Raw genomic sequence first — 14,628 nt, forward strand, 5'->3', positions numbered from 1 at the left:
CAGATATCTCGAGTTTGGGAGGCTGAACACCCGTTAGCCCCTTTGCAGAATGAGGCCTAATCTACCCTGACTCGTTTGGTCAGAATTGCCATCATCTCATTGGGTCGTCCGGTGGGTAGTGGCTTGCTCCAGTCATTGGGCTCAGCATAGTGGAGCTTATGGAGCAGCGTAATGGTGTTACGAATGGCGATCAGACTGCCAAATAGGGTGTGGTTGACGTTTTCGTATTGATACTCGGGTAGCGATGGAACGATAGGCGGAACGTTGGGCGCGCCTGCGCCCTGGTTATCGTCTCTAAACATGGGATCTGGTCTCCAGATACGGTACATGCCTCCTGGGGCGATCCGATGTGGATGCCCAGGAGGCTGGAGCCAGAACCCAATACCCAGCGGCTCCTCAGAAATTTTGCAAAGCGGAGCTACTGAGCCATAATAGCCAAAGCGTCCAGGATTGCGCCGTAATCCGGGAGGTTAGCTGTCAGCAAGGTGTTTGCGCACCTGCTGGCAGTGCCAAATATTGAGTTCTGAAGTCAGGCAGCGATAGATATCACGAGCCTAAAAAGAACATACGACCTATGGATAGTCGACGTCAAGTAACGGATTGTGACTATCATACGGAAGCAAAAGTAGGGATGTGATTGATACGCTTAACCCGACGGCTTTTCCAGTTTGGTCTCAATCTTGGCAAGAAAATAACTGCATATGAACCCTGCTTCCATCAAATATCTGCTTAACCAAGCGGAGTTATTGCACCAACAAGATCCCCCAAACGCCGGATCGATATACACAGCGTTTACAACTAGCTGGATCGCTTGGGAGGCCTTACGAACACGGTTTATTCGAGTTGTTATTCATCAGAAGGGTTGGTTACTCAAAGACGCTGATAAAGTACTCGCGAAATGTCATATTAGTAGTACGAAAAAGGCAAAAGATGTATTGATTCGACTAGGCGTAAAAGATCCGTATCAGTGGTCAGGTCAATCTGGAAAAGTATGGCGAGCGCTGAGTGAAATCGAGCCATTACGCCACCGACTGATTCATGGATTTAAATCGGTAGACCCAGCTCGCATACAAGCCGCTACCGAGATAGTAATTTATGCGGTCAAGAATCATGACTGGCTGAGCGATGTACCGCTGGTAGATCCGCCTGAAAAGCGAAGTGTTGTAGGTCCTATTCTCACCCCTTGTCACTCGTCCAAGAAAACCCATGATCGAACATTAGACGAACTTGCCCAAATCATGGGTGTTTCTGTGACTGATGGACAATCTTCAATTCCAAGTATGGAAAGGCTCGAGAGCCTGACCCAAAAAATCTGCATAGATAAATAACAGGGTTGTTCTCTCACGATGCTGTACACTCTCCGTAACGAGAGTCTTCGCGAATATTTGCATTTTTTCAGGAACTGACTCGACAATCAAATACCCGTAAATCGAGTTTTGACTTTGCTCAACTTTCAAAGCTGGACGGTTGAGCAAAGTCGAACTAAGTTATCGGCAGAAAATCAATTCGATCCTGATACTCATCTTCAAATGAGGCATCAGCAATGAGAAGTAACTCTTCAAGATTCTCACCTACGCTCAGCTTAGCATTCAATATTAAGATTCCTGGAATGTGACGTCCTTGAGCAAGATGATCATTCAGGTGAACAGGCATAGATTTGCGATATTTTCGTCCATAAGATAACTGAGAGCCATTATGCTATCTTATCGGCCTCTCTTTCAGCCCTTAATTTGCGCAGTTTTTCTGCAACCGGGGGTGGATTTCGCCGTTGTTCTTCTCGCATTTGCTCGGCCCAATCCAACCAGTCTGTCATATAAGCATCAACAGATTCCTTATGGTGCAAATAATACAGAATTGTGGCGTAAACTTGTTCCAGATTAAGGGATGGGTAAATACTGGCAATCTCCTCTGGCGTGCGGTTACGGAAGAGGTAGTCAAACAGAATTGTCTCAATTCCAATCCGGGTTCCTTTGAGCCGAATATCATCAGCCCAAAAATCAAAATAATCCTTGAGTTGCATAGCTGACCTCCCTAAGAGCTTGAGAATCCTATTGCATTGAGCACATGAAACTATTGAAATCGGTCTTGTAACGCGCTTAAGATCTTTGGGGAACAAGATTCATAAGGCTCTATTTTTTGTTCGTACAGGCGTTCCATGACAACCTCTGCAGCTTATAAAATTCCTATCCATTAGCTCACATTAACGATAGCTGATCGCTGTCATCATCAGATTCTGGTTTGACATCTGACTTAAACACTAATGTGGGACGATCAGGAACCTCATAGCCCAAGTGTCGCCAGGCGGCTGGAGTGGCAATGCGGCCCCTGGGTGTGCGTTGCAAATAGCCAATTTGCAGCAGATAGGGCTCATACACCTCTTCAATTGTCTGGGCATCTTCACCGGTCGCCGCCGCCATGGTGTCTAGCCCCACCGGACCACCGTTAAAGTTTTCAATCATCACGGAAAGCAGCCGTCGGTCGGTCCAATCCAGTCCACACGGATCCACATTAAACAACTCCAACGCATCGCCTGCAATTTGCTCGGTAATCGGACCTGAGGCTTTTACCTGCACATAGTCTCGCACGCGCTTGAGTAACCGATTGGCAATTCGCGGTGTGCCCCGAGCCCGACGGGCAATTTCCATCGCTCCGGGTTCCTGGATCTCAGTTTTGAGCACGGTGGCTGTACGCAAAATGATACTGGTCAGCTCATCTAGTTCATAGAACCGCAGCCGCTGGATGAGGCCAAACCGGTCCCTAAGGGGAGACGTTAGGGCTCCCACCTTAGTCGTCGCTCCCACTAGGGTAAAGGGCTGTAGCGGAATGCTGCGGGTTCTGGCGCTTTGTCCCTTGCCGATGGTGATATCCAACCGGGAATCTTCCATGGCGGGATACAAAATTTCCTCGGTCACCCGCGATAGCCGATGGATTTCATCAATAAATAGAATATCGCCAGCTTTGGCATTGACCAACAGGCCTGCAATGTCCCGAGGCCGCTCTAGGGCTGGTGCGGTGGTAATCTTGCAATCCACCTTCATTTCCTGGGCCAAAATTAGGGCCATGGTGGTTTTGCCTAATCCGGGGGGACCGTAGAGCAGCAAATGATCTAGGGGCTCTTTACGGGATTGCGCTGCTTGAATGGCAATTTGCAGCACTTCTTTGAGGGCTTTTTGGCCGATGTAGTCGTCTAGCGTCTGGGGTCGAATGCCGTCGTCATTGCGACTGACCTCATCGGGCCGGGCTTCGGTTTCTAGCAGCTGGTTTTTAGCTGGTGTAGGCGTTTTGTCAGTCTTCTTAGGCTGCTCGGCTGGTTTGTCCGACTCCGGCTGCTTAGAAGAAATAATTGCCATGGCCCATTAAACCCGATCATGTGAACACCTGTGCGTTGCCGATCCTCACAGCACCGGCCAGCCACAACAAATGTACTATATCGTTTAATAAATCATCACGCGTCCGTCGTTAACAATGTGTACTGCACTATCGTTAACAGCGCCGCTGGGTAGTAGCTCAATCTGTAGCGTCCCCGGTTCTGGACGGTGTAGTCGGACTTCTATCGGGCGCTGGGCCGCTTCCCAAAATACGACGGATAGATCGCCCATGCCAACCTGGGCATCGATGGTGATCATCTGGTCGGGCCACATGCCGTAGGGATGAAAATCTAAGACGCGCTCTAGACTCACACGGCCACCGGTATGGTTGACCACCTCTAGTTTTACGGCCTGTCCAGGGGCAAATTGGATTTCGTCAGACCCGCATCGATAAACGCAGTCAGCCGCTTGGACAGCCGGTGTCGCTATGGCTACGACCAGGACAGAGCTGAGAAAAAGTAACTGTTTAAGCATAGTAATTCCTCCATAGATAGAGGACGACTGGGACTGTCTGTGCGTTCCATTTCAGAATTCCCTAGTTGTGTTGGCGCTAACTGATGCCACGGCCTCTAGAGGCTACTGAATCGAACGCAGACTCATGGAGAATTTCAGGATGCTGTTTGAAGTGGTCTGCCGCAATGGGAAAAAACTCGTTAAAGTAAAACAATGTAAAGTTTCTAAGGTAGGTATGCGCGTACTCCTGATGACGGGTAAGGGCGGCGTTGGTAAAACGTCGGTAGCAGCGGCAACGGGGCTACGTTGTGCTGAGCTAGGCTACAAAACCCTGGTGCTGAGCACCGATCCGGCTCACTCTTTGGCAGACAGCTTTGATATGGAGCTGGAGCATACACCTCGTGAAGTCAAGCCCAACCTTTGGGGCGCAGAACTCGATGCCCTCCGCGAGCTAGAAGGTAACTGGGGGGCGGTCAAGCGCTACATTACCCAGGTGCTGCAAGCCCGTGGTTTAGAAGGGGTAGAAGCTGAAGAGCTGGCTATTTTGCCAGGGATGGATGAAATTTTTAGTCTGGTGCGGATGAAGCGTCACCATGATGAAAATGAGTATGACGTGCTGATTATTGACTCTGCTCCAACGGGGACTGCTCTGCGTTTACTCAGCCTGCCGGAGGTGGCAGGATGGTACATGCGTAAGCTTTACAAGCCTTTTCAGGCGGTTTCTGCCGCGTTACGTCCCTTAGTAGAACCTATTTTTCGACCGGTGGCTGGGTTTTCGTTGCCAACGACTGAGGTGATGGATGCGCCCTATGAGTTTTATGAGCAGCTGGTCGAGCTGGAAAAGGTGCTGACTGACACGGCTACAACATCAGTCCGGCTGGTGACTAATCCTGAAAAGATGGTGCTTAAGGAATCTCTGCGCGCCCATGCCTATCTGAGTCTCTACAATGTGGGCACTGACATGGTGGTGGCGAATCGGATTATCCCTGATACGGTGACCGATCCGTTCTTTAAACGCTGGAAAGAAAATCAGCAGGTGTATCGTCAAGAGATTCACGATGACTTCCGACCGCTGCCGGTCAAAGAGGTACCGCTTTTCTCAGAGGAGATGTGTGGTCTTGCTGCGCTAGAGCGACTGAAAGAGACTATTTACGGAGACGAAGATCCGACGCAGGTTTACTATAAGGAAACAACTCTGCGGGTGGTGCAAGAAGAGAATAACTACAGCCTAGAGGTTTACCTGCCGGGTATTCCAAAAAGCCAGGTTGAGCTGAGCAAGAGTGCGGATGAGTTAAACATTCGCATCGGCAACCACCGTCGCAATTTGGTATTACCTCAGGCGCTGGCGGCTCTGCAGCCTGCTGGGGCCAAGATGGAGGATGACTATCTAAAAATTCGCTTTGCGTCTTTAGGCTAGTTTTGGCTCTTTGTCAGTGATTGGGCAAAACTAGCCATCGCTGCTGGCGTCGACTCCGCTCAGCCCTCGTATTCTCAAAATTGGCTGGTTGAGCGGAGTCAAAACCAGCGGTGTTAGATCTGAAGCAGAAACTTGGGACTTTGAAGTCAATACCAACGACTATCTGTACTTAGTAACTTGGGATAATGGTCGCGTTGCAGAATCCTGGATCGGGGAATTTGAAGTTGATGGTAAAACTATTTTATCTGGAGCCGATGATTGGGAGTATATCATCGGTGGGGACAATCCTTATTTAGCTGACAAGACCACCAATCTGCCGAGTACCGGCTGAAGAGGTGGCGGATGTACCTGAACTCATGGCAATGGTTGGGTTGCTGGCTGTGGGTGCGATCGCGACTGTAAAACGCAAGCATAAGGCATAAACATAAACGTCCAGGTCAAATCAAGCGGCCTGGTCAGCAAAACTTAAATAGCTAGAACAGCTGTGGTGAGATCTATAAAGTCTCGTCGCAGCTATTTATTATCAGCGCGTAGATAATAAAAGGCCGCTACCGTTTTGGCAGAGGCCTAGTGCTGAAGGAACGAGAGATATCTGAAAGAGAGATTGGCATGCCCTGCGCTATTAGCGGACGACAGCTTTAGTGCGAGCATCCAGAGCATCGAGGCGAGTTTCCTGGATATTATCAATAGCCTTAGTCCGGGCATCCAACGCTTCTAGACGAGCGGATTGAATGTTATCAACAGCTTTAGTCTGGTTGTTGAGATGCTCCAGACGCAGCTTGTGAACACCGTTCTTGGTGCGGGCATCCAGAGCATCTAAGCGGGCGGCTTGGATATTATCGACAGCTTTAGTCCGGGCGTCTAATGCATCCAGGCGAGCAGATTGGATATCTTCGATGGCCTTGGTCTGGTTGTTGAGGTGCTCAAGGCGTAGTTTGTGGACGGAATTCTTGGTGCGGGCATCAAGCTCTTCGAGGCGAGCGGATTGGATGTTGAAGCTAGCGGGCTCGGCAGCGGATGCGATGGGGGCAACAGCAGCGGATGCAACCAGAACAGTTAAGGCAGAAAGGATAGTGCGTTTCATGGTTAAGGCTCCTTAGCGAATCGGTGACTTCATTGATTACAAGAATGCGGGAGCTACCTGAATGTCATCTGACCGATAACTGAGGGTTGCTTAAGGCGTTTCTGAGATTAGCTGAGTAAATTTAGTGATGGAAATCACAGAGGTAGTTAGGAGTATTGATTGAATGCAGCCCAATGTCTCTATCTTTAAGCATATCCCCTGACCCAAGGCTGCTCGATTTGAATACTCTGGTACCTACACTAATGATTTGGCTAGGATGGATTTGCTTTTTGATCGCTGAATAATGAATAAACTATTGGGTGGAATTGGGCTACTCAGCCTATCAGGCTTTATGCTTTTGGGCTTTTTTAGAGCCGACCTGAGCAATCAGTCTACCGTCGTTAAGGGCATGACCTTTGGTCTAGGGATAGGTTTACCCATGGCTGCGGGTCTTGGTCTCGTGGGCAGCCATCGTCGCGATCGCAAACTCCTAGCCACCCATATCGTCAATTCTCGACTCCTTGTACTACGTTCAGAAATTCTCAAGCTGGCTCAGCAAAACCAGGGAAAACTCACTGAAATTGAGATCATTTCCGAATTGGGCATTGAACCTGCTGTAGCTAATGAAGTCCTGACTAATCTCTGTAATCAAGACTTAGCCGAAATCGAAATGACTCAATCTGGATTGTTAGTCTATGTCTTTCCCGACATCCAGCAGCTACCCACAAAGCACTCTTCACGAGGGCTGCTTGATGCATAATACAACAGAACCCCAGTACAGCTGTCCTGTATGCCCAGGGCTACCGCTGCAAAAGCTCAAGATTATTCCAAAGGAGAGTAAAAACCGTAGAGCCTGTCTCACCTTGGATTGCTGTCAGCGCTGTGGTGGGGTTTGGTTCGACAAAAACGAAGTAACTCTTTCTAAGCAAATTACATCGCTTCAAGATCGTCAACGCATTACCCAAAAATCAAAAAAAGGACAGATCCACTGCCATCGTTGCGATACTCCGATGGACCGCAATTTGGATCAGTGTCCGGCCTGTGACCAGTACAATCGCATTGCCTGTCCTGTGTGTAAACGGACATTGGCACGTAAACAGCATCGGCAGCTGGCCTTAGATGTTTGCCAGCATTGTCAAGGAGTATGGTTTGACCAGGCAGAGCTGCTGGCTATATGGAATGGACCATTACCGGCCTTTTTAGAAAGTTGCGATCGCACATCAGAGAACAGCTATACCTCCCCCAATTGGACACAGTTTACCGATAGCAATGCCACCACACAAACTACGGTAGAAACTGCTGTAGAGGGTAGCGTGAACCATGTAGCTGCCAATATTCTGTACGATTCAGGTCTCCAAGTTGCCAGCAGCGCGGTCCAAGGTAGTGCTGAAGCAGCGGGCGCAACCATGGAGTCATTAGCAGCGGTGACCAGTGCCGCCTTAGAAACGGCAGGGGAGCTACCCGAGGTCGCCACTGTTGTCGTGGAAGCCACTGCCGAGATGGCCGGTGGACTCATAGAAACTCTAGCCGCAATAATTGCAGCAATGTTTTCAGGATAACGGCTTTAAGGCCAGTTAAACCGAGTCGCTTAAAGGACTTAAATGGACTCTATAAGAAACCCCCACAAACGCTATGGTTCATGGGGGTTTCGGTTTAGATATAAAGTGGAATGCAATAAATCGTTCTTCTATGAGTCCACTCTACGCCAGCAAGATTCCTATGGGAGTCTTTGCAGAACATTCCCATCATTGCCTTACACAACTATCAATTTTTCTTGGTTTATGCAACAGATCACAGCGTAGTGATTGGTTGCACTGGACCATAAGTTTTTGGCAGCGACATCCTGACCGACCGGAACTGTCCAGTTCGTGATCAAATCATTGGTATTACGAATGGCGATCAGACTGCCAAACAGAGTATGGTTGACGTTTTCTTACCGATACTCGGGTAGCAATGGCAAAATATACTAAAGTATCGTGGCAGGATAGATAACTGCAATGACAACGACTACTCAAAAATTCACGTTTGCAGACTACCTGGCCTATGACGATGGCACCAATACCCGCTACGAACTTATCGATGGAGAGCTAATTCCGATGGGTTTGGGCACCGGCAAACATGGAGCCATTATTGAGTTTTTGAACGACCAATTCCGGGATGAAATTAGAAAACAGCAGCTTTCTTGGACATCTAAATCCATGATGATTGGGGTGCGTTCCCCTAGAGGGAGGCGATGGGACACCTCTCGCATTCCTGATATAACTGTTTTACCTTTAGCTCAATGGGAAGCCATGGCAGATCGAGAGGCTGTGATTGATTTGAATGAGCTGCCACCGTTGCTGGTCGTTGAGGTGGTTAGCCCTTCCACCAAAGCTGATGACTATCGGTCTAAACGCTCTGAATATAGTCTGTTGGAAATCCCAGAATATTGGATTGTGGATCCGCTAGATGAAGTTGTCACTCTTTGTACGCTACAGCATCGGTTCTACGATTCAATCGAATTCCGAGGTAGTGAAGGCCTTAACTCTCCCACATTTCCTGATCTTTCCTTAACTGCCATAGAGATTTTTACTACCAAATAATAAGGAGCCCGCGCTGGGTTGAAACGCCAGCGCTAGCTGAGGGTTGTCCGCTAAAGGGACAATTTGGTGTAGAGATGCTGGTAGCCGTTGTGGATCGGTTGAAGCATAGTTGACCGTTACCGTTGTGGAAGCGAACCCTAAAACACATATCCGATGATTGTGTCCCTTCCAGTGGACACCCTTCGGCTAGCCCAGGGTTTCGAACCCTGGGCGGGCTAGCGCTTCCTCATCAGGTGCAAGATCTCAGATAAGCGACTTATCAAATTTTTTAGCTGATGCCAAAATCTGTTGGGGGCTGGCCCTATGCCAGCCCTGCGATCGCTAGAATGTAAAAAACTACGCTTTCTAGTCAACCCGCACTCGTTTGGTCAAAATCGCCATCAGCTCATTGGGTCGCCCGGTGGGCAAGGGTTTACTCCAGTCGTTGGGCTCGGCATAGTTGAGCTTGTGGAGCAGGGCAATAGTATTACGAATGGCGATCAGGCTGCCAAACAGTGTGTGATTGATGTTTTCATACTGATACTCCGGCAGTGACGGAACGATAGACGGAACGTTGGACGCGCCTGCGCCCTGGCTATTGTCTTGAAACATGGGATCTGGTCTCCAAATAGATATGGTGGAGCCAGAACCCAATAGTCAGCGGCTCCGCGAAGATTGTGCAAATCGGAGCGCTGAGCCATAATAGCCGAAGCTTCCGGGATTGCTATGAAATCCGGGAGGTTAGCTGTCAGCAAGGTGGTGGTACACCTGCTGGCAGTGCCAAATATTGAGTTCTGATTTGAGGCAACGACGGTTAATCACAGCCCTAAAACGAACATACGTCCTATGGATGGTGGACGTCAAGTAGTGGTTGAACACAATTTTGATACATTTTTCGACCAATCACCTTTAAATCGCCGCTACAACGATTTGTTATTCTCTGCAATTTTCTTGATACTCACTCTTTTTTTAACAACTATGGGACAAAGACACGTCTTGCACCTCGATAACTATCAAGACTAAGCGCGATTTCAACCAAGCTTTCAACGCATCGCCCGCGATAATCGGGATCGTTGAATAGCCGATCAGCATTGCTAATAGTGAGCACGGGCAATGACTCTTCTGTACTTTCCTCACGCATTACTTGCTCTAGGGAATCTTTGCCCTTCATACTTCGATTGGCTGTCAGCAGAACCATTTGATTTTTCTGAGCCAACCTCCAGACCACCCTATCGTCGCTATCAGTTGGCAAATCGAGTTCATCAAATGTGACGAACTGAATGGACACAATATCAAGCCAACCTTGGCTAGCAATAGCACCGAAGAAAACTAAAGCATGACCTTTGAGATTGTGATCAATCAGACAAATCATGCTGCTGACTGACGTTTGGCTTTAGCAGCCCGCAGTTTTTCCCAAGCAGCTTCGGTTCCTGGTTTTGGTGGATGTAGCGCAATTCGAGCAATTCGCTCACGATTCTGCTCTGCGTAGTACTGCCGAAGTTCTTCGGCTGCTTGGATAACTTGTTTATATTCTGCTTCTACTTCAGCACGGTTTGCCTCAATGTAAGCTAGAGCAGCGTCGATTTGATCTTCAGTTAGCTCGAATAATCCTTGGATAAACTTAGACGGGTATTCAGCTAAGACGTAATCCATCACGTCATAGAGCGTGATACGGGTACCTACGATAGTTAACCCCCGCTCTGTACGAATAATCGCTGATTGATGATCAGGTTTAGGTGTCACCATGGCACTGCTATTTCGAGCTGCTTCAATAATAGCTCAGATATATAAGCCAATTGTTTATCCAATCAAGTAGTCAGTTCTCAGACACGTTTTTAGTAACGACTATCGTTAGTTCAGGCTCTCCATAATTTTCTTGCCCAAGCTCAAGCGAATGATAGGAATGGAAAGTATCACTTTTGTCAGTCCGCGACATCTTCAGAAAGCCGCAGTAAGTGAGTAGGGTGGGAAGAGACTTCTGAATAACGTGGCTTTCTTTGCGATCGCTAGATCTGCACACCATCTAAAAGAGTCTTCTCTTTGCGGCGGTCAAGTATCATCTCAAGCATCCATACTTGCTCATCGACCTCCATTTTTATGATTTGTGCTATGAGTACCCGCTCAATATCCGTCAATTCTTGCCTTGGCTTAGCTACAGTTTCAACTTCTCGAAGCAGTACAGCAATTTTTTGAGATAGGGTGTACTTCTGGCGCTTCAGAGATGCTTGTTTTTGAATCTTATTTGCCTCTTGTTGCATCCATCTCACTTCATCTTCTTGCCACTGATTTTCCAGGATGTTTTTTACCATAGGATTCCATCCATACTTGAATCCTAAAACAGTAGCCATGGTATTCAACTCATCAGGCTGTAAATCAAACTCCTGTTTTAATCTGCCATAAATCCAGCCATCCCTCCATGAACCCGTAACGCGTTCCTTACGAAGGATTTTTAATCGATCTGAAAACTCCTGCCGCATAACTAAAAAATGTTTGCATCAACGATTTCCTGCTTCAGAGTTCACGATTTTTAGATGGACATCAGGAATGATGCACTTGTTGTCTAAGAAACACCTCTAATCCCATAAGCTACCTTGATAATCTAAAGTCCTGATGTAATCCTGATGAATCCAACCAACATACCCTGACCCAGTTAGCGAGTAGGGTGGGCAGAGACTTCTGGATAACGTGGCTTTTTTTGCGATCGCTACATCTGCCCACCATCTTAAAAGAGTTTTCTCATATTGCTAAACGTACGTAAAACAAGGGGTTGGACACTTGCATAGGTGATCGTGGGCAGTGCCCACCCTACTACGGACTGTCTTTCTGGTTTATAAGCTGAGAGTCGGGCAAACCTACGGTAACCAGGGATACTGGCTAAAATCAGGCGGACGCTTTTCCAAAAACGCCTGTTTCCCTTCCGCCCCTTCTTCCGTCAGGTAATACAACAGTGTCGCATTGCCCGCCAACTCCTGTAAGCCTGCCTGACCATCACAATCAGCATTAAACGCCGACTTCAGACAGCGAATCGCCGTAGGACTTTTCTGCAACACCTCCTGCGCCCACTGCACACCTTCCGCTTCCAGCTGATCCACCGGCACCACATGATTCACCAGCCCCATCTCCAACGCCTGGTTCGCATCATACTGCCGACAAAGAAACCAAATCTCCCGTGCCTTTTTCTGCCCGACAATACGAGCCAGATAGCTGGCACCAAAGCCGCCATCAAAGCTGCCCACCTTAGGCCCGGTCTGTCCAAAAATCGCATTGTCCGCCGCAATGGTCAGATCGCAAATCAGGTGCAACACATGGCCACCGCCAATGGCATAGCCCGCCACTAGGGCAATGATCACCTTGGGCATGGATCGAATCAATCGCTGCAGATCGAGCACATTTAAACGCGGAATCCCGTCGTCACCTACATAGCCCGCCTTCCCTCGGACACTCTGGTCACCACCTGCACAAAAGGCATACTTCCCATCGGTATGGGGACCGGCTCCAGTCAGCAGAACCACGCCGATAGACGTGTCTTCGCGGGCATCGCAAAAGGCGTCGTATAGCTCAAATACCGTTTTGGGCCGAAACGCATTGCGTTTGTGGGGACGATTGATGGTGATTTTCGCGATGCCGTTGGCCTTGTGATAAAAGATGTCTTCGTAGGTTTTGACCGATTGCCAATCGACTTGCATGGTGTGTCCGCTGGTTACATTGAATGGAAAGCCACAGCCATTATGTCAGCTGGATGAACAGGACCAATCATTACAAGGCTGTTACAAAGCTCGGTCTCCCCAGTCAAAATCATGGCATCTACGGGAGAATAGTCACCAGAGAAAAACCGTTATATCCATGGCTTACTACTGGTTCAAAGCGTTTCATATCTTTGGTGTTGTGGCCTGGTTCGCAGGTCTTTTTTATCTGGCTCGGTTATTTATCTATCATGTCGAAGCGGACATGGAGATTGAGCCCGCCCAGAGCATTCTCAAAAAGCAGTACAGCATCATGGAAAAGCGACTGTACGGCATTATTACGACACCCGCTATGGTGCTAACGGTGGCGATGGCAGCCGGACTGCTATACGTGATGCCCGAGTATCTGCACCAGGGTTGGATGCATGCCAAACTCGGATTTGTGGGCTTGCTGCTGATTTATCACTTCTACTGCGGGCGTTTGATCAAACAGCTGGAGAAGGGGGAGTGTAAGTGGAATAGCAAAACCCTGAGGTTCTTTAATGAAGGTCCGACACTGCTGCTGGTAGTAATTGTGATGCTGGTGATCTTTAAGAATCAGTTTCCCACCAGTGCGACCACCTGGCTGATTGCGGCCTTGACGGTCCTGTTTTTGGCGACGATTCAGCTCTATGCTCGCAAACGCCGCCTTGATAAGGAGAAAGAAGTAGCGGCGGCGTCAGGCACGGAGCAGGCGCTGTCATCTTAGTTTTGAAAAAGTTTGCCAGGGGCTAAGTATGCAATCTAAAGTTCGCTATGGGCTGTCGATTCTCTGTGCCATTTGTGTTGCACTTTTGCTAGCCGCAGGCACCTGGGCTCAGCCGCTGGCAAAAGTACCGGTTGCCAAAGGAACTGACGGTGCAGTGGCATCAGTGGATCAAGACGCGAGTCGGATTGGCATTGAGGTGCTGCGTCAGGGCGGGAATGCGGTGGATGCAGCTGTGGCTACCGCAGCTGCCCTTGGGGTGACAGAGCCGTTCTCTGCGGGTATCGGTGGCGGTGGATTTATGATGATCTATCTGCACGATCAAGATCGGGTGATTACCCTGGATGGTCGTGAAGAAGCACCTGCAGCGGTGACGGCTGATTTGTTTCGAGACCCTCAAGATCCGGCTAACGAAAACTTGCCGTTTTTTCCTAATCGCATTAGCAGTGGCCTAGCGGTCGGTGTACCAGGTACGCCTTTAAATTGGCAGACTGCCCTATCTCGCTATGGCACCCTGTCGCTATCGGCAGCATTGGCTCCGGCCATTGAGCTAGCTGAGACTGGCTTTACGGTGGATGAAACATTTGCTCAGCAGGTAACGCGTAACCAGGAACGATTTGGGGCGTTTGCTTCGACGCGGCAGCTGTATTTGCCCCAGGGTATGCCGCCAGCGGTGGGGACACAGCTGCGCAATCCAGACATGGCTAAGGCCTATAAACTGCTGGCAAATCAGGGGGTAAATAGTTTTTACCGGGGTGAGATGGCCCAGGCAATCGTGGAAACGGTGCAGGCTCCACCTGTGGTGGACGATCCGCCGTTTACGGTTCACCCTGGAGCGATGACGCTGGGTGATTTGGATCGCTATGAGGTGCGGGTGCGACCGCCTGTGGTGAGCGAGTATCGCGGCTATCGGCTGTATGGCATGGGACTGCCCAGCAGCGGCGGGATTACGGTGGCGCAAACTCTAGAGCGTTTGGAGTCTAAGGATTTAGGCAGTCTAGACCGGGCCGAGGCGCTGCACTGGGTGATTGAGGCTGAAAGGCTGGCGTTTTGCGATCGCAACGCCTACATCGGCGATCCCGAATACGTCGACGTACCGGTCACAGGTTTGCTCGCCCCCAAGTACATCACCGCTCGTCAGCTCCCGCAGCAGGCAGCCCGGCGCTGTACCAAACCTGGCAATCCCCTGCAGCACCAAACCGACCCCAGCCCCAGTCTGACCCAGGTTCCCAGTATCGCCACAAGCAACGCCCAAGAAGGCCTATCCACCACCCATCTAGTCACAGCAGATCGGTTTGGCAATGTCGTTTCTTATACCTTGACCATTGAGTCCACTGG

The 14,628-nt window shown here is 49.3% G+C and carries 19 protein-coding genes; 8 read left to right on the plus strand and 11 right to left on the minus strand.

The features are described 5' to 3' along the window. Positions 1 to 56: 56 nt before the first annotated feature. Positions 57 to 302, minus strand: a complete 246-nt coding sequence (locus tag IQ260_RS04510; RefSeq protein ID WP_193991278.1) for a hypothetical protein — start codon at positions 300 to 302, stop codon at positions 57 to 59. A 399-nt stretch (positions 303 to 701) separates the two neighbouring features. Between IQ260_RS04510 and IQ260_RS04515 the strand changes: the two genes are divergently transcribed. Continuing rightward, positions 702 to 1,328: a hypothetical protein gene (locus IQ260_RS04515; RefSeq protein ID WP_193991280.1), complete on the plus strand. Its 627-nt coding sequence runs from the start codon at positions 702 to 704 to the stop codon at positions 1,326 to 1,328. A 154-nt stretch (positions 1,329 to 1,482) separates the two neighbouring features. Here IQ260_RS04515 and IQ260_RS04520 read toward each other — a convergent pair whose 3' ends face one another. The 4 genes from IQ260_RS04520 to IQ260_RS04535 form a co-directional block, all read right to left on the minus strand. Beyond that, positions 1,483 to 1,653 carry a hypothetical protein gene (locus IQ260_RS04520; protein ID WP_228015547.1) on the minus strand — a complete coding sequence of 57 codons (171 nt, stop codon included), beginning with the start codon at positions 1,651 to 1,653 and terminating at the stop codon, positions 1,483 to 1,485. 40 nt (positions 1,654 to 1,693) lie between these two features. Next, positions 1,694 to 2,020: a DUF433 domain-containing protein gene (locus IQ260_RS04525; protein WP_193991282.1), complete on the minus strand. Its 327-nt coding sequence runs from the start codon at positions 2,018 to 2,020 to the stop codon at positions 1,694 to 1,696. Between the two features lie 175 nt (positions 2,021 to 2,195). Then, the gene (ruvB, locus tag IQ260_RS04530; protein ID WP_193991284.1) at positions 2,196 to 3,350 is read right to left on the minus strand and encodes a Holliday junction branch migration DNA helicase RuvB; all 1,155 of its coding nucleotides are present in this window, start codon (positions 3,348 to 3,350) and stop codon (positions 2,196 to 2,198) included. A gap of 84 nt (positions 3,351 to 3,434) precedes the next feature. Then, entirely contained in the window at positions 3,435 to 3,842 is a 408-nt protein-coding gene (locus IQ260_RS04535) for a hypothetical protein (protein WP_193991286.1), read from the minus strand. A 214-nt stretch (positions 3,843 to 4,056) separates the two neighbouring features. Here IQ260_RS04535 and IQ260_RS04540 point away from each other — a divergent pair, with 214 nt between their 5' ends. Together IQ260_RS04540 and IQ260_RS04545 are read left to right on the plus strand one after the other, a co-directional pair. Further along, positions 4,057 to 5,238, plus strand: coding sequence for a TRC40/GET3/ArsA family transport-energizing ATPase (locus tag IQ260_RS04540; protein ID WP_193991288.1), 1,182 nt, complete (start codon positions 4,057 to 4,059; stop codon positions 5,236 to 5,238). Between the two features lie 88 nt (positions 5,239 to 5,326). Then, positions 5,327 to 5,569 (plus strand): hypothetical protein, encoded by a 243-nt coding sequence (locus IQ260_RS04545; protein WP_193991290.1) that lies wholly within the window; start codon positions 5,327 to 5,329, stop codon positions 5,567 to 5,569. A gap of 291 nt (positions 5,570 to 5,860) precedes the next feature. Here the strand turns inward: IQ260_RS04545 and IQ260_RS04550 are convergent, their stop codons facing one another. Next, positions 5,861 to 6,322, minus strand: coding sequence for a hypothetical protein (locus tag IQ260_RS04550; RefSeq protein WP_193991292.1), 462 nt, complete (start codon positions 6,320 to 6,322; stop codon positions 5,861 to 5,863). Between the two features lie 283 nt (positions 6,323 to 6,605). On the opposite strand from IQ260_RS04550, the gene IQ260_RS04555 reads away from it, so the two are divergent. From IQ260_RS04555 to IQ260_RS04565, 3 genes are all read left to right on the plus strand, one after another. Next, positions 6,606 to 7,061 carry a hypothetical protein gene (locus IQ260_RS04555; RefSeq protein ID WP_193991294.1) on the plus strand — a complete coding sequence of 152 codons (456 nt, stop codon included), beginning with the start codon at positions 6,606 to 6,608 and terminating at the stop codon, positions 7,059 to 7,061. Next, entirely contained in the window at positions 7,054 to 7,860 is an 807-nt protein-coding gene (locus tag IQ260_RS04560) for a TFIIB-type zinc ribbon-containing protein (protein ID WP_193991296.1), read from the plus strand. The genes IQ260_RS04555 and IQ260_RS04560 overlap by 8 nt, the downstream gene beginning before the upstream one ends. Before the next feature lie 438 nt (positions 7,861 to 8,298). Next, on the plus strand, positions 8,299 to 8,883 hold the full coding sequence (locus IQ260_RS04565) for a Uma2 family endonuclease (protein WP_193991298.1): 585 nt from the start codon (positions 8,299 to 8,301) through the stop codon (positions 8,881 to 8,883). A gap of 345 nt (positions 8,884 to 9,228) precedes the next feature. Here the strand turns inward: IQ260_RS04565 and IQ260_RS04570 are convergent, their stop codons facing one another. The 5 genes from IQ260_RS04570 to menB all read right to left on the minus strand — a co-directional run bounded on the left by IQ260_RS04570 (position 9,229) and on the right by menB (position 12,548). Further along, positions 9,229 to 9,474 carry a hypothetical protein gene (locus tag IQ260_RS04570; RefSeq protein WP_193991300.1) on the minus strand — a complete coding sequence of 82 codons (246 nt, stop codon included), beginning with the start codon at positions 9,472 to 9,474 and terminating at the stop codon, positions 9,229 to 9,231. Between the two features lie 364 nt (positions 9,475 to 9,838). Beyond that, a complete protein-coding gene (locus IQ260_RS04575) occupies positions 9,839 to 10,234 on the minus strand; it encodes an ACP S-malonyltransferase (protein WP_193991302.1) in 396 nt (131 codons plus the stop codon). Next, positions 10,231 to 10,608 (minus strand): DUF433 domain-containing protein, encoded by a 378-nt coding sequence (locus IQ260_RS04580; protein ID WP_193991304.1) that lies wholly within the window; start codon positions 10,606 to 10,608, stop codon positions 10,231 to 10,233. Before IQ260_RS04580 ends, IQ260_RS04575 begins: the two co-directional genes overlap by 4 nt. 260 nt (positions 10,609 to 10,868) lie before the next feature. Next, positions 10,869 to 11,339, minus strand: a complete 471-nt coding sequence (locus IQ260_RS04585; protein ID WP_193991305.1) for a hypothetical protein — start codon at positions 11,337 to 11,339, stop codon at positions 10,869 to 10,871. Positions 11,340 to 11,714: 375 nt separating this feature from the next. After that, positions 11,715 to 12,548, minus strand: coding sequence for a 1,4-dihydroxy-2-naphthoyl-CoA synthase (menB, locus tag IQ260_RS04590; protein ID WP_193991306.1), 834 nt, complete (start codon positions 12,546 to 12,548; stop codon positions 11,715 to 11,717). 157 nt (positions 12,549 to 12,705) lie between these two features. Here menB and hemJ point away from each other — a divergent pair, with 157 nt between their 5' ends. Both hemJ and IQ260_RS04600 read left to right on the plus strand, forming a co-directional pair. Beyond that, positions 12,706 to 13,293, plus strand: coding sequence for a protoporphyrinogen oxidase HemJ (gene hemJ / locus IQ260_RS04595; RefSeq protein ID WP_193991307.1), 588 nt, complete (start codon positions 12,706 to 12,708; stop codon positions 13,291 to 13,293). A gap of 28 nt (positions 13,294 to 13,321) precedes the next feature. Further along, positions 13,322 to 14,628, plus strand: a 1,307-nt coding sequence (locus IQ260_RS04600; protein ID WP_193991308.1) for a gamma-glutamyltransferase family protein, incomplete at its 3' end; no start/stop codon positions are given.

Source organism: Leptolyngbya cf. ectocarpi LEGE 11479 (genome assembly GCF_015207065.1).
Lineage (GTDB): Bacteria > Cyanobacteriota > Cyanobacteriia > Phormidesmidales > Phormidesmidaceae > Leptothoe > Leptothoe ectocarpi.

Bases quoted from the DNA above. Each gene is read 5' to 3' on its own strand.
- IQ260_RS04580 (WP_193991304.1), bottom strand. From the start codon at position 10,608: ATGGTGACACCTAAACCTGATCATCAATCAGCGATTATTCGTACAGAG.
- IQ260_RS04555 (WP_193991294.1), top strand. From the start codon at position 6,606: ATGAATAAACTATTGGGTGGAATTGGGCTACTCAGCCTATCAGGCTTT.
- ruvB (WP_193991284.1), bottom strand. From the start codon at position 3,350: ATGGCAATTATTTCTTCTAAGCAGCCGGAGTCGGACAAACCAGCCGAG.
- menB (WP_193991306.1), bottom strand. From the start codon at position 12,548: ATGCAAGTCGATTGGCAATCGGTCAAAACCTACGAAGACATCTTTTAT.
- IQ260_RS04520 (WP_228015547.1), bottom strand. From the start codon at position 1,653: ATGCCTGTTCACCTGAATGATCATCTTGCTCAAGGACGTCACATTCCA.
- IQ260_RS04535 (WP_193991286.1), bottom strand. From the start codon at position 3,842: ATGCTTAAACAGTTACTTTTTCTCAGCTCTGTCCTGGTCGTAGCCATA.
- IQ260_RS04525 (WP_193991282.1), bottom strand. From the start codon at position 2,020: ATGCAACTCAAGGATTATTTTGATTTTTGGGCTGATGATATTCGGCTC.
- IQ260_RS04510 (WP_193991278.1), bottom strand. From the start codon at position 302: ATGTTTAGAGACGATAACCAGGGCGCAGGCGCGCCCAACGTTCCGCCT.
- IQ260_RS04575 (WP_193991302.1), bottom strand. From the start codon at position 10,234: ATGATTTGTCTGATTGATCACAATCTCAAAGGTCATGCTTTAGTTTTC.
- IQ260_RS04560 (WP_193991296.1), top strand. From the start codon at position 7,054: ATGCATAATACAACAGAACCCCAGTACAGCTGTCCTGTATGCCCAGGG.
- IQ260_RS04515 (WP_193991280.1), top strand. From the start codon at position 702: ATGAACCCTGCTTCCATCAAATATCTGCTTAACCAAGCGGAGTTATTG.
- IQ260_RS04540 (WP_193991288.1), top strand. From the start codon at position 4,057: ATGCGCGTACTCCTGATGACGGGTAAGGGCGGCGTTGGTAAAACGTCG.
- IQ260_RS04585 (WP_193991305.1), bottom strand. From the start codon at position 11,339: ATGCGGCAGGAGTTTTCAGATCGATTAAAAATCCTTCGTAAGGAACGC.
- IQ260_RS04565 (WP_193991298.1), top strand. From the start codon at position 8,299: ATGACAACGACTACTCAAAAATTCACGTTTGCAGACTACCTGGCCTAT.
- hemJ (WP_193991307.1), top strand. From the start codon at position 12,706: ATGGCTTACTACTGGTTCAAAGCGTTTCATATCTTTGGTGTTGTGGCC.
- IQ260_RS04550 (WP_193991292.1), bottom strand. From the start codon at position 6,322: ATGAAACGCACTATCCTTTCTGCCTTAACTGTTCTGGTTGCATCCGCT.
- IQ260_RS04570 (WP_193991300.1), bottom strand. From the start codon at position 9,474: ATGTTTCAAGACAATAGCCAGGGCGCAGGCGCGTCCAACGTTCCGTCT.